General features: G+C 73.5%; 9 protein-coding genes. 4 read left to right on the forward strand and 5 right to left on the reverse strand.

All coding sequences use genetic code 11. The features are described from left to right. Positions 1-1,304 (forward strand): substrate-binding domain-containing protein (locus tag AC559T_RS26335; protein ID WP_498870437.1); only part of this gene is annotated, 1,304 nt, incomplete at its 5' end. Positions 1,305-1,554: 250 nt separating this feature from the next. Here AC559T_RS26335 and AC559T_RS26340 read toward each other — a convergent pair. Beyond that, positions 1,555-4,350 (reverse strand): WD40 repeat domain-containing serine/threonine protein kinase, encoded by a 2,796-nt coding sequence (locus AC559T_RS26340; protein WP_498870438.1) that lies wholly within the window; start codon positions 4,348-4,350, stop codon positions 1,555-1,557. Positions 4,351-4,863: 513 nt separating this feature from the next. On the opposite strand from AC559T_RS26340, the gene AC559T_RS26345 reads away from it, so the two are divergent. Next, positions 4,864-5,682, forward strand: a complete 819-nt coding sequence (locus tag AC559T_RS26345; RefSeq protein ID WP_112104814.1) for a class I SAM-dependent methyltransferase — start codon at positions 4,864-4,866, stop codon at positions 5,680-5,682. 289 nt (positions 5,683-5,971) lie between these two features. After that, positions 5,972-7,294 carry an ABC transporter substrate-binding protein gene (locus AC559T_RS26350; protein WP_498870439.1) on the forward strand — a complete coding sequence of 441 codons (1,323 nt, stop codon included), beginning with the start codon at positions 5,972-5,974 and terminating at the stop codon, positions 7,292-7,294. 183 nt (positions 7,295-7,477) lie between these two features. On the opposite strand, the gene AC559T_RS26355 is transcribed toward AC559T_RS26350, so the two are convergent. Beyond that, a complete protein-coding gene (locus AC559T_RS26355; protein WP_071065605.1) occupies positions 7,478-8,524 on the reverse strand; it encodes a hemolysin family protein in 1,047 nt (348 codons plus the stop codon). Next, positions 8,521-10,224, reverse strand: a complete 1,704-nt coding sequence (locus AC559T_RS26360; RefSeq protein ID WP_498870440.1) for a hemolysin family protein — start codon at positions 10,222-10,224, stop codon at positions 8,521-8,523. The genes AC559T_RS26355 and AC559T_RS26360 overlap by 4 nt, the downstream gene beginning before the upstream one ends. Positions 10,225-10,886: 662 nt before the next feature. Here AC559T_RS26360 and AC559T_RS26365 point away from each other — a divergent pair. Beyond that, positions 10,887-11,603, forward strand: coding sequence for a DUF4232 domain-containing protein (locus AC559T_RS26365; RefSeq protein ID WP_498870441.1), 717 nt, complete (start codon positions 10,887-10,889; stop codon positions 11,601-11,603). 169 nt (positions 11,604-11,772) lie between these two features. On the opposite strand, the gene AC559T_RS26370 is transcribed toward AC559T_RS26365, so the two are convergent. Further along, positions 11,773-11,985, reverse strand: a complete 213-nt coding sequence (locus AC559T_RS26370; RefSeq protein ID WP_020459561.1) for a hypothetical protein — start codon at positions 11,983-11,985, stop codon at positions 11,773-11,775. Positions 11,986-12,152: 167 nt separating this feature from the next. After that, positions 12,153-12,929 carry a sulfite exporter TauE/SafE family protein gene (locus tag AC559T_RS26375; RefSeq protein ID WP_498870442.1) on the reverse strand — a complete coding sequence of 259 codons (777 nt, stop codon included), beginning with the start codon at positions 12,927-12,929 and terminating at the stop codon, positions 12,153-12,155. Positions 12,930-12,941: the final 12 nt, after the last annotated feature.

The raw sequence follows: 12,941 nt of genomic DNA on the forward strand, positions 1-12,941 counted from the left end.
GCGCGCGCCCCGCGCGGCGGCCCGGGCGGCCCGCCGCGCGCCGGGGGGGGGCCCCCCCCCCCGCGGGGCCCCCCACGCCCGGCGGCCCCGGGACGACAGGAGCGCCCGCGGCCACCGGAGTCACCGGAGTCACCGGGATCGCTGGGACCGCCGGCGGCGGTGATCCTCAGTCGGCCGCGCCGACACCGTCCCAGGCCGGAACATTCGGCGGGAGCTCCGCCGGCACCCGGGCCGTCCCGCGCGGCGGGCTGTTCGGCGGCTGGTCCCGCGCGACGATCGCCGCGGCCGTGGCCGCGATCGTCTTCGTCGCCGGCGGCACCACCCTGGGCATCGTGCTGACCGGAGGCGGCGACGACACGCCGTCCAACGGCATCGTGCCGATCGCCGCGCCCACCGCCACGCTGCCGCCGCCCGCGGCGACGACCGCGCCGCCCGCAGCCCCGACACCCGGACCCAACACGGTGCTTGTCGCGGGCTCCAGCGAGGTCGCGCCGATCACCGAGACCGCCTACGCCGGGTTCCGCAAGGTTCAGCAGAACGTGACCGTGAACGTTGAGGCGTCGACGACGGAGGACGGCTTCGCCAAGCTCTGCGCGGGTGGCGTTGACATCGTCGGCGCGTCCTTCGAGTTCGACCCGTCCTTCTCGAAGGACCCCGGCTGCGCCGACCAGATCGTCGGGTTCGAGGTCGCGCACCACACGCTGCCGATCGTGGTGAACCCGCAGAACACCTGGGCGCGCTGCATGACCCTCGACCAGGTGCGCAAGGTCTGGGACGCCGGCTCGACGATCAACCGGTGGAACCAGATCGACCCGTCCTTCCCGGACGAGCCGATCGCGTTCGTGGGGCCGGCCCGGAACACCGTCCAGGCGCAGGTGTTCAACTCGACGGTGAACGACTCCAGCTCCCGGTCCCGGCAGTACCAGGAGACCGACCTGAGCGGGGTCGCGAACGACGTCGCCGGTGACCGGTTGGCCATGGGCTTCCTGGACTTCCCGACGTTCGAGACCTTCGGGCCCCGACTGAGGGGCCTGGAGATCGACAACGGCGAGGGATGTGTCGAGCCGAACGCGGTGACGGCCGGAACGGGCTTCTACCTCCCGCTGTGCAAGCCGGTGTTCGTCTACGCCCGTAAGGACTCGCTGCAGAAGCCCGCGACCGCCGCGTTCATGCGCTACTACATGGAGAACGGCGAGGAGATCGCCTTCGACGCGCACTACGTCCCGCGGACCAAGAGCACGATCGACGAGAACGTGGCCCGCGTCGACGAGCTGACAAAGGGAGTACCACCCGTCACGGCCTGACCCGTGCGTCCACGGCGCCGCGGTTTCGCAGAACCGCGGCGCCGTCAGCCACACAGTTCCGCCGGCTCGCCGCGAAGGGCGTCCGCCGCAGGCACGCGATGCCCGCGGCGGACGCCCTTCGTGGTTTCCGTCGGGCTGCGGTGCCTGCCGGGCTGTCGTTCCTACCGGGCTGTCGTTCCCGCTGGGTCAGCCCGCGGCGGACATCGGGCGGCGGCGATCAGCCCGAGGTGGAGATCAGATGGTGGCGGGATCAGGCGGTGCACGGGTCCCGGAACGGGAGCTCGCTGATCCGCTGCTCCCACTCGGCCCGGCTGATGCGGGCGTCCGGGTCGGCGCAGGCGATCGTCGTGAGCTTCGCGGCGTCCGTGGACCACACCGCGACCTTCCCGGACTCGGTGCTCAGCGCGAGCCGGTCGTCCGCGGCGTCCGTCGCCAGGGCGAGGATCGAGCTCTTCAGATCACCGACCCGGACCATGGGCACGGCACTCGAGGTGTCCCAGTAGGCGACGACGCCCGCCTGGTCACCGCTGACGGGCTGGCCGCCAGCACCGAACACGACGGCGTTGACCGGGGCTGTGTGGCCGTGCAGCTCACTGGTGAGACGGGCGGCCATCGGGTCGCGCACATCCCAGACACGGACGGTGCGATCGTCACCACCAGTGATCATCTGGTGGCCATCTGTGCTGAAGGTGACGGCATTCACCGCACCGACCGCGCCGGACGCCACCCCTGCCCGGACCGGTTTACGAGGGTCCGCGATGTTCCACAGCTGGACGTCACCACCGATGCCCGCGGTGGCCAGCAGTTTCCCGTCCGGGGTCAGGGCCATGTCCGTGATCACGGCGGTGGTGAGCTGGAGGCGCAGCATCGCGGGCGCGGCCGGGTTCGAGACGTTCCACAGACCGAACGTGCCGTCCTGGGCGGCCGCGGCCAGCAGCGATCCGTCCGCGGACAGCGCCACGTGAACGGGACGGGACAGGCCGTCCAGCTGGGCGACCTGCTGGGGGTTCGCCGGATCGGTGACCTGCCACAGGCGGGCCGCGCTCTGCGTTCCGCCGGTCGCGAGCCGCGTGCCGTCGCCGGTGAACGCGATGCCGTCGGACGGGTCGTCCGAGCGGCGTTCGCTGATCAGCGCCGGTTCGCCGCCGTCGGTCAGCCGAAACAGCCGGAGTACGCCGTCCGCGCTGGTGGCGGCGAGGACGGTGCCGGCGGGGTTGATGGCGATATCCCCGTAGGGGGCGTCCGAGGCCGGGGTGCGCACCGCGGACGCACCTGCGAACGAGGCGACCATGGCGTCCTCGGCGGCCTGGACGGGCGCGATCCGGTAGGCGGCGAGGCTCAGCCGAGCGGCGAGCGCCGGGTCCTGCGCGCGGCTGGCCGCGGCGGTCGCGGCGAGGTGCGCCGCGATGGCCTCGCGGTCCGCGCTCGACCCGTCGTCACCACCGCCGCCACCGAGGGTAACGATCGGTACGACGACGGCGGCGACGAGTAGAGCAGCGAACCCGGCGAGGACCATGGTGCGGCGCCTGGACCCGTGACCGGACTCCGCGCCCTGCGACGGATCGGCACCCGCTCCTTCGCCGGAGCCGGCCGGGGCCGGGGCACCCGGCACCGGTGACACCGGCCCGGACGACTCGGCTGGTCGCGCGAGCGGCCCCGCGGGCACCGGCCCCGACCATCCCGGCCCGCCGGTGCCCTGTCCGCCGGCCGGTTGGCCGCCCTGGCCTTGGGGCGCGGGTGACAGCGGGTATGGAGGCGGCTGGGAGATCGGTCCCGACGGTGTGCGGGGCTGGGCGGAGCCCGGTGAGGAGACACCGGGAAACGACGACGCCGGCGGCGGGGTGCCCAGCGCGGGCCCGGCACCGGCCCGCGGCGCGTGTGTCAGCGGCCCGTGCGCCGCCGCCGCGGTTCCGCTCCCGCCACGGCCTCCGACAGCGCCCCCGCTCCTGCTTCCGACGGCGCTCCCGCCTCCGCCAGCACCTGCTCCGGGTGTTCCGCCTGCTCCGGACACGTCGCCTGGTCCGACCGGCCCGCTCGCGGCCGCTCCGGCGGCTGCGCCGGCGGCGGTTCCCGAGGCTGTCCCCGCGCGGTCGCGGCGCCCGCCTCGGGACCAGCGGCGGCCGCGGGGCGCCCCGGCCGTGCCCGCCGTGCCTTCGGTGCCGCCCGGCGGCCCGGGTGCCGCGCTCCGGTCGGGGATAGCCACCCCGCCCATCAGCGACGCGCGCAGCTCCTCGGCGCTCGGCCGGGTGGCCGGGTCCTTACGCATGGCGAGCTCGACGAGCTCGCGCAGCTCGCCCGTCACGCCGTCGAGCTGCGGCTGCTCGTTGATGATGCGGTAGAGGACGGCCTCCATCCGGCCGTGCCCGAACGGCGGGTGCCCGGTCGCCGCGAAGATCATGATTGATCCCCAGGCGAAGATGTCGACCGCGGCGGTGATCGGCAGGTCGAGGATCTGCTCCGGCGACATGTAGCCGGGCGTGCCGATCGCCTGCTTCACGTTGCGGGACAGGTCGCTGACCGTGTCGTACTCACGCGCCAGCCCGAAGTCGATCACCTTCGGGCCGACCGGGGAGAGCAGCACGTTCGCCGGGGTGAGGTCGCGGTGCACGATGCCGGCGGCGTGGATGGCCGACAGCGCGGTGGCGACGCTGACCGCGAGCTGTTCGAGATCGGCCGGCCGCATCGGGCCGCGCGCGGCCACGTGGCGGGAGAGTGTCGGGCCCTCGACGAACTCCGTGACCAGGTACGGCTGCGGCCCGTTCGGGTCGGCGTCGAGCACGGCCGCGGTGGTGAAGCGGCGGACCCGGCGGGCGCTCTCGGTCTCGCGGGCGAAGCGGGCGCGGAACTCCGGCCGGGAGGCCAGCTCGGGGCGGATCACCTTGATCGCGACGGCGGTGCCGTCCGGCGCCTGGCCTAGGAAGACGGCGCCCATCCCGCCCTGGCCGAGCCGGCCCACCACCCGGTAGGCGCCGAGCTGTACCGGGTCCTCGGTCCGCAACGGGCGCGCGGTGTTCCCGGACACCGGTGGTGGCGTAGCTCCGGTCACGCGGCCCCACTCCTGCGGTTGTCACGGCAGCCGCGGGCTGCCGAGGTCGACGACCCGGCGCGGGCAGGCCCGGCGCCACTGCCCGGCGCGCCGTGCGACGGACTCGAGCGCCGCCCCCACCCGGTCGGCCAGTGCGCCGCCCGCCGATCTTCCGACCTACGAGCCACACTGATGATCGTTCCGTGCTGCCAGCCGCCTGAACGACATCCGCACACGATCACTCGGCAGCGGTCAGCCAGCAGCGGTCACTCGGTAACGATCATCCGTGCACACCGCGCCAAGCTGATCCTACGGCACGCCGGTTAGCGAGATCCCAGGTCTGGCAGGCCTGTTCGTTGCTCGTGGTGAACCCGGCGGAGCCGCCGGGTCCGGCGGCTCTCGTCGCTCGGACCCGGCCGAACCGGTCGGATCGGTGCCCGACGGCGGATACCGTGCATCCCGGCCGTCCACCGGCGCGTTCTTTCGTGCGACCGTTGGCCGGTTCGCCCCGATGGTGTCGATCTGGGAGGTCACGTGCTCCGCCGCGCAGCGAAGTTCGAGGTCACACTCACCCCGACGTCGGAGACGCTGCTGGCGCCGGTGGCCGACGAGCCGCGGCGGTGGCTGCTCGGCCGGGCGCTGGACGACTTCGTCGCCGACGTCGGCGCGCTCGACGAGGTCGCGCCGCGCATGGTCCCGGGTGTGACCCGTCCGAAGATCGACACTGCTGTCGACGAGGCCACGCCGACCGTCGCCGACGGCACCCTGCTCGTTTCCGGCCAGGAGGTGATGCAGACCTGGGAACGCCCGCTGATGCTGGCGCTCGCGCGCGCGGCCACCCGTCCCGGCGGCTCGGTGTGCGAGGTCGGCTTCGGCCTCGGTATCTCGGCGGGCTTCGTCCAGGAGCTCCGGCCGGCGACCCACACGATCATCGAGGCGAACGCGGACGTCGCCACCACGGCGCGCGCCTGGGCCGGAGCCGACGGGCGGCAGGGGGTCGAGATCGTGCCGGGGCGCTGGCAGGACGCCCTGCCGGGGCTGGGCCGGTTCGACGGCATCCTGTTCGACACCTATCCGCTGGACGAGCGCGAGGTGGACGACTATGTGGTGCGTGACGCGACGTTCGCCGAGCACTTCTTCCCGCACGCCGCCGCGCACCTGACGGACGACGGGTCGTTCACCTACTACTCGAACGAGATCGACTCCCTCTCCCGCCGCCACCAGCGCGCGCTGCTGAAGCACTTCGAGACGTTCTCGGTCCGGGTCGTCGACGGCCTGCGTCCGCCGGCGGACTGCAGCTACTGGTGGGCCCCGTCGATGGCGGTGATCGTCGCCTCCGGTCCGCGCCGCTGACCGGGCGCCGCTGTCCGTCCGACAACAGTCCGTGTACGCGCCATTCGGTGGGCGGGCGGGTCGATCTGGCTGCGGTTACTGGGCCTGGCTGCCGTGATGTTGTACGGTTTGCCGAGTCGGTTTGCCCCTAGCCGTACCTAGTGTCCTGGTCTATCCCTTTTCGAGGTGCGCCGGCTTCACGGTGTGCCGGAGTCGTCTTCGGGCCGGGACCGGCCCAGGAGGTTCCGCCCGCCCGCCCGCCCGCGCCTTGCCCGCACCTGTCGCGGCACCCGGACATCAGGAGAGACCGATGACGACCCGACCGACTCCCGCCGCGCACGAGCGAGAGGCCGGTCGGGTCGGCCGGATCGGCCCGCCGCGGCGGGTCCAGCGGGCGCGCCGGCTCCGTCCGTTGCGGCGGATCGCCGCCGTCGTCGCCGGGCTGGGCATGGCCGGGTCGATCCTGCTCACCGGGTGCTCCGCCGGCGGCACCGACAGGACGGCCGGGGCCCGCGCCTCGTGCACGCCAACGCCGGGCGTCACCCCCGACGAGGTCCGCTTCGGAGCCCTCTACCCGGACACCGGCTCGGGTTCGCCGCTGTCCCGCGCGTTCCGGGCCGGCATCGACGCCAGGCTCGGGGTCGTCAACGGTACCGGCGGCATCCAGGGGCGGCAGGTGCGGTACGACTGGCGCGACGACGAGTCGACGTCCGACGGCGCACTGCGCGGCGCCCGCCTGCTCGTCGACCGTGACCAGGTTTTCGCGATCGTCGGCACCAGCGGCATCGCGACCGAGGCGGTGAGCTACCTCGCCGAGCGCGGCGTGCCGACCATCGGCCAGGATCTGACCGCCAGCGGCGACAACGCCTTCGGCTACTCCAACGTTCTCGGCGGCCAGCTCGGGAACTCGGTCTTCGGAGTGTTCGCCCGTGCGCACGGCGCCACCCGGGCCGTCCTGCTGCGGACCGAGCAGATCCCCGCCTCGGGGCAGATCGACGAGCGGATCGCCCACAGCCTGCGCGCAGGCTCGGTCGAGGTCGTCGACACCATCGACTGGACGCCGACCGGCTTCGACCTGAACGCCGTCGCGGCCCGGGTCCGCGCGGCCAACGCCGACATGATCACCGGAGTGGTGCCCCCGCAGGCGCTCGCGGACGTCGCGACCGCCGCCCGGCAGGCCGGGGCGACCATCAAGGTCGTGATGGTGCCGATCGGGTACGACCCCGGCCTGCTCGATCGCCGTCCACAGGGCCTGGCCGGCAGCTTCTTCCTCGTCGACTTCGTGCCCTTCGAGGCGGGGACCCCGGCGCACGAGCGCTACCTCGACGCGATGTCCCGCTACGCCCCCCAGATCGAGCGACGGGAGCAGACCACCGGTCTGGTCGGCTGGATGACCGCCGACCTCTTCCTCCGGGGCCTCGTCGAGGCCGGTCCGTGCCCCACCCGCGCGGGCTACATCGCCGCGCTGCGCAAGGTGGCGGACTACGACGCGGACGGGCTGCTGCCCAGGCCGGTGGACCTCGCGGTGAAGTCCGCGCCCACCGCCTGCGTGAGCGTGGTCCGAGTGTCCCCGGCCGCGGACGCTTTCCAGGTCCAGATGCCCATGGCCCTCTGCGGCGAGGCGCTGAGCTGACGGCCGCGCTGACGGCCGCGCGCCCGCCCGCGTCCGTCCGTCAGCTCAGCTGCCCGGCACCCGGCACCCGGCACCCGGCACCCGGCACCCGGCACCCGGCACCCGGCACCCGGCGACGGGCGCCGGGCGACGGGCGGGCACTGAGCCGGCCCAGCGCCCGCCCGGCACCGCCCCCCGCCGGTTTCAGGCGCGCTGACGGGTCGCCTCGTCGCGGATCTCGCCCACCAGCTCCTCGAGGATGTCCTCCAGCGCCACCAGGCCGAGGATCCGGCCCTCGCCGTCGGAGAGCCGGGCCAGGTGCGATCCCGAGTGCTGCATGGTGGCCAGCGCAGTGCGCAGGCTGTCGTCCGCCCCGACACGGACCAGCGGCCGGATCCACTTGGCCGCCACCGGGGCCGAACGTCGGTCCTCGCGGTTCTCCAGGACGTCCTTGAGGTGCAGGTAGCCGACGAGGTCACCGTCGTCCCCGCGGACCGGGAACCGGGTGAAGCCCGTGTCGGCCGCGAGCCGCTCGACCTCGCGGGGCGTGATGGACGGCGGCACGGTGACCAGGCTGTCCGGGCGGAGCAGGACGCTGCGCGCGGTGCGCTCGTCGAACGACAGCGCGCCGGTCAGCAGGTCGTGCTCGTCCTCCGCCAGCAGGCCCTCGCGGTGTGATTCCTCGATGAGCCCGGCCACCTCGTCGCGCGTGTAGACGTTGGTCACCTCATCCTTGGGCTCGACCCGCGCCGCCCGCAGGGAGAGGTTCGCGATCCGGTTGAGGATCGAGATCACCGGCTTCACCACCCGGACGACCGCGACCAGCGGCGGGGCCATCAGCAGGACCGCCCGGTCCGGCATGGCCAGCGCGATGTTCTTCGGGACCATCTCACCGATCACCACGTGCAGGTAGGTGACGGCGGTGAGCGCGATCGCGAACGCCACCGGATGGCGCAGCGACAGCGGCAGGCCCACGGCCTCGAACGGCCCCTCCAACAGGTGCGCGATGGCCGGCTCGCTCAGCGCGCCCAGACCGAGCGTGCAGACCGTGATGCCGAGCTGGGCTCCGGCCAGCATCAGCGACACGTTCTCCATCGCCTTCAGGGTCACCTTCGCCGCCCGGGAACCGGCGAGCGCCATCGGCTCGATGGTGTCCCGGCGGGCGGAGATGATCGCGAACTCGGCCCCGACGAAGAAGGCGTTGCCGGCGAGCAGCAGCACGGTTACGGCCAGGGCGAGGACGTCGTTCATCGCTCGGACTCCCTGACCCCGGCTGAGACCGACCGCGTGCGCCCGCGCCGGCCCGCGTCGTCAGCGCGGTCCCGGCCGCGGGCCCGTCCAGGCCCGGTGCCCGGCGGCTTCGTGCCCGCCGGCGGTGCTGTGTCCACCGGCGGGACTGTGTCTGCCTGCGCCGCGCCCGTCGGTGCCGCGCCCGCCGCCGTCGCGTCCGCCGCCGTCGCGTCCGCCGCCGTTGTGCTCGCCGACGCCGCGCCTGCCGGCGCTGTGTCCGCTGGCACTGCGGTCGGTGGATTCTCGTCGGTGGCCTTCGTGTCCGCCGGGGTCGCAGGTGGCGGAGTCGTGGCTGGCGGAGTCGTGGCTGGCGCCTCGCCCGAGGGCTGCTCCGCGATGTCGGCCCGCGCCGGGTTCGCCGCGGCGTCGCCCCGCGGGTCGAGCCGGATGCGGTCGACGCGGCGGCCGTCCATCCGCTCGACCTCGTAGTGGATGCCGTCCAGGACGATCGTGTCGCCGGTGCCGGGGATGCGCCCGAGGGTGCGCGACATCAGGCCGCCCAGCGTCTGGTAGGCGTCGTCAGCCGGGATCGGCAGGCCGGTGACCTCACTGGCCTCCTCCGGCCGCAGCAGGCCCGAGACGAGCCAGCTGCCGTCCCGGCGGCGCAGCGCCCGGGGGCTGACCCGGTCGTGCTCGTCGACGACGTCACCGACGATCTCCTCGATGAGGTCCTCCGCCGTCACCAGGCCGTCGACCCCGCCGAACTCGTCGACGACGATCGCCATCTGCAGGCCGCCCGAGCGCAGCGTCTCCAACAGCGGCTCGAGGGGCATCGAGGACGGCACCGTCGCCGCGGGGATCATCACGGCGCGTACCTGTACCATGTCGCGCCGCTCCTCCGGCACGCTCACCGCGTGCTTGACGTGGATCAGGCCGACGACGTCGTCGCTGCCGTCGCCGATGACGGGGAACCGGGCGTGCCCGGTCCGCCGGACGGCGCTGATCACCTCGGCTACGGGGGCGTCCGCGTCGATCGACTGCATGCGCATCCGGGGAGTCATCACGTCCTCGGCGACCCGGTCGCCGAAGGTCAGCGAGCGCTGCATGAGCGTCGCCGTCTCCCGCGGCAGCGTTCCGTGCTCGGCCGACCGGCCGAGCAGCGAGAACAGCTCCTGCGGGGAACGTGCCGACGCCAGTTCCTCCTGGGGTTCGACGTTGACCCGCCGCAGCAGCGCGTTCGCGGTGTTGTTCAGCGAGTGGATCACCGGGCTGGTCACCCGGGTGAAGAGCCGTTGCGGACGCTGGACGGCGCGCGCCGTCCCCAGCGGCCTGGCGATGGCCAGGTTCTTGGGCACGAGCTCGCCGTACAACATCGTGAACGCGGTCGCGAGCACGAGTGCCAGGGCCACGGAGAGACCACGTGCCAGGCCCTCGGAGGCACCCAGACTCGTGACGGGACCTTCAAGTAGGTCCGCGATGGCGGGCTCGGCGAGGAAGCCGATCGCCAGGTTGGTGATGGTGATGCCCAGCTGTGCGCCGGAGAGCTGGGTGGAGAGGCTTCGCAGTGCGGTGAGGACGCCCGCCGAGCGGCTGTCGCCGTCCGCCGCGGAGCGCTCGACCGTGGGCCGGTCCACCGTCACGAACGCGAACTCGGCCGCGACGAAGATGCCACATGCGATGACTAGCGCAAAGCTGAGGAGCAGGAGGAGCGCCTCTGTCACCGATCGACCCCCGCGGGCGCTTCCCTACGCGTGGGTCGGCCGGAACTACATCCGGCGTCGTCGGAGCTTTTCATGATCCCTTCCGTCGGGTAAGGCGGCCGCCGGTCTTCGGTGGCCGCCCTGCGGACCTGCCTACCCCCGTCGAGCTGGTTCAACGCGCGCCGGAAGCGGACCGTTTCACCATGGCCTGTGGGATGTGTGTCGGTCCAGGGGCTACGCCGTGGTACGGCGTCGGGCGGGCGGGTGGGCAGTCCGGCGACGGCCGCCCGTCGGCCGCGACCGGGCCCACCTTCGGGGGCAGCGAAGCCCGGTTCGGACGGTTCCGCCCCGGCGCGGCGCGGCCGGGACCCCACCGGACGGGTGTGGCGCGGCCTCCGGCGGGGAACATGATCGGCACGCGGCGGCATGCCGGTGCGGAGCCCACAGATCGGGGGATCCGGGAGGGCGTCATGCGTCTTTCTTCATCCACCCACGGCCGTTTGGCGATGTGCCGGGCGGGGATCACCCCTCGACGGCTCCGGGCGGTTCTCCCGGCCCGGCCCACCGGATTTCCCGAGGCGACGGAATTCGCTGCGACCGGAGGATTCTCCGAGACCGGGGGATTCGCTGAGAAGGCCGGATTCGCCGCGGTGTCGGAATACGGACCGGAAAAGGAATGCTCCGTGTCGGATCGGCCTGTCCGTGCCGCGATGTCGTCGAGACTGGTCGAATGTCGTCGGGTCACTTCCGGGTGCGCGGTCACCGGTGTGCTCGTCACCGGGCTCGCGGTCGGCCTCGCCGTCGGGCTCGGCGCTCCTGCCGCGGCGCTGGCCGTGGCTGCGGCCCGCCCGGTCGAAGCCGTGCCGGCCGACACCGGGCCCGCCGATGCCGGGCCGATCGAGGCCTGCTCACCGAGGGATCTGCTCGCGGAGCTGACCGGCGCGCAGGGCGGCGCGGGCCAGGTGCACGCGGACCTCGTGCTGGCCAACCAGGGCAACAGGGCATGCTCCCTCGCCGGGTATCCGGCGGTCTTCCAGGTGGATGCGACCGGCGCCGCCGTGGGGGCGCCGGCGGTGGCCGACGGGCCGCGTGGCCCGTCAGTGATCCTTTGGCCAGGGCAGCGGGCCGCCGCGGGCCTCAGCGGGACCAGCGCGGGTCTCGTGGCGGGCCGGTCGGCCGGGGCGGAGGCCACCGGCATGTCGGTCATCCCGCCTGGCGGGGACGGTGTGCTCAAGGTCGCCGGGTTCACCGAGGCCGGCGGGTTCTCCGCGGGGGAGTGGGCCGCACTGCGCGTCACAGCGCTCCGGCCGTTCCCCGGCGACCCGATCCCTGACAACCCGATCCCCGACCACACGCCGATCCCCGACCACACGCTCACCGGGGCTCACCCGTCCACCTGACGTCGTGCCCGGCCACCGGTCCGGCCTGCGATCGGGTGCGCGCGGGTGCGGCGACGGCGACGTCCGCGGGGTCACCACTCTGCTCGTGGTGACCCCGCGGACCTCCCACGGCCCTGGGTCGAACGTCCGCGGAGCCGCGGGCGGCCTCGTGCCGCCCGGACTCCCGGAATCACCGCGGGGTCAGGCCGAAGGTGTAGAAGATGGACAGCGGCCAGGCGAGCGTCGCCACCGCCGCGGTGAAGAAATGACGCAGCGTCGCGCCGTCCCAGTCGGTCACGTCCCAGTAGTCCTGGCTGATGGTGATGATGAGGCCGATGGCCAGGTAGACGAGAAATCCGAGACTCACGCTGCTGTAGGCACGGGTGCGGACCCGGGTTGCCATCGGAGGCTCCTTCTTCGGTGGGGCTGGTTGTCCGTTGCGCTGGCGAATACCCGGTCGCGTCCGCTCTAATCCTCATGTCCCGGTTGACGTCACCTGGGGCAGTTCCGTCGCGCATTCGCGTGATGGGCGGTTCCGGGTGAGCCGGGTCGCACGTCCGGCCTGTGCGTTCAGGTGTAGGCGTCGAGTGCCAGGGAGACGGCGAGTCCGGTCGCGGCCGCGGCGACGATCCAGCGCATCAGCGGCGCCGGCAGGACCCGGACGATCCGGGGCCCGATCGCTCCGCCGGCCAGCAGCCCGGCGGCCAGCGGCACGGCGGCTCCCCACACGACCGATCCGAGCGCGGCGAAGAGGACGGCGGCCACCGCGTTCGAGAAGCCTGACGCGACGTTCTTCACAGCGTTGACCCGGGCGAGCGACTCCGGGATCGCGATCGCCATGATCGCCAGCAGCGCGACGCCCGCGCCCGCGCCGAAGTAACCGGTGTAGACCGCGACACCGAACACGGCGAGCAGCATTGCCGGGCGCTCGCCCCGGGCCGGGCCGCCGGCACCGCCATCCACGCCGGCACCCACGGCCGTGCCGGCACCGCCGCCGGCCGCGCTCATGATGCGCGGCGAGAGCAGGAGGAGCACGGCCGCGCCGAGGATCAGCCAGGGCACGACGAACTCGAAGGCCCGCGCGGGGGTGGTCAGCAGCAGGATCGCCCCGGCAGCCCCGCCCGCCAGCGTCGCCGCGCCGTAGCGGGCGACCCGCCGCGCCTGCCCGGCGAGCTCGGGACGTGAACCCGCGGCAGCGCCCAGCGCGACGCAGATGAGCGCGGCAGAGTTCGTCATGTTCGCGGCCTGCGGCTCGAGTCCCACCGCGAGCAGCGCCGGATAGGAGACGAGAGACGCCAGGCCCGCCACCGTGCTGGTGATCCCGGCGAGGACACCGGCCCCGAGCAACAGTGCGACGTC

This window comes from Frankia sp. Hr75.2, from assembly GCF_949319125.1.
In the GTDB taxonomy this organism is placed as follows: domain Bacteria; phylum Actinomycetota; class Actinomycetes; order Frankiales; family Frankiaceae; genus Parafrankia; species Parafrankia soli.

Bases quoted from the DNA above. Each gene is read 5' to 3' on its own strand.
- AC559T_RS26370 (WP_020459561.1), bottom strand. From the start codon at position 11,985: ATGGCAACCCGGGTCCGCACCCGTGCCTACAGCAGCGTGAGTCTCGGA.
- AC559T_RS26355 (WP_071065605.1), bottom strand. From the start codon at position 8,524: ATGAACGACGTCCTCGCCCTGGCCGTAACCGTGCTGCTGCTCGCCGGC.
- AC559T_RS26350 (WP_498870439.1), top strand. From the start codon at position 5,972: ATGACGACCCGACCGACTCCCGCCGCGCACGAGCGAGAGGCCGGTCGG.